The organism is Microbacterium sp. GbtcB4, from assembly GCF_019091465.1.
Lineage (GTDB): Bacteria > Actinomycetota > Actinomycetes > Actinomycetales > Microbacteriaceae > Microbacterium > Microbacterium paraoxydans.
On record NZ_JAGXJJ010000552.1, the window covers coordinates 1 to 237 of the forward strand.

Below are 237 nucleotides of genomic sequence, written 5' to 3' on the forward strand. Positions count from 1 at the left end.
AGCATCGTCATCGGGATCTTCGCTCCGGAGGAGTGGCGCATCCCCTGGTTGCTGGTCGGTTTCGGCGTGGTGGTGCTGCTCTCCTTCGCCGTGCTGCTCTGGTACGGGTGCACGCAGGGCTTCATCTTCCGCGTCGCGAGCAGCGTGACCGGTGCGCTGCTGCGGATGGGGTTCATCTCGGCCGGCTTGGGCCTGGCCGCCCTCATCCCCTCCTGCCCCGGTCCGCCGGGGGTAGGG

Annotated in this window: 1 protein-coding gene; it reads left to right on the top strand. The window is 69.2% G+C overall.

The features are described from left to right. Positions 1-237 (top strand): hypothetical protein (locus KVS71_RS18790; protein WP_217585291.1); only part of this gene is annotated, 237 nt, incomplete at both ends.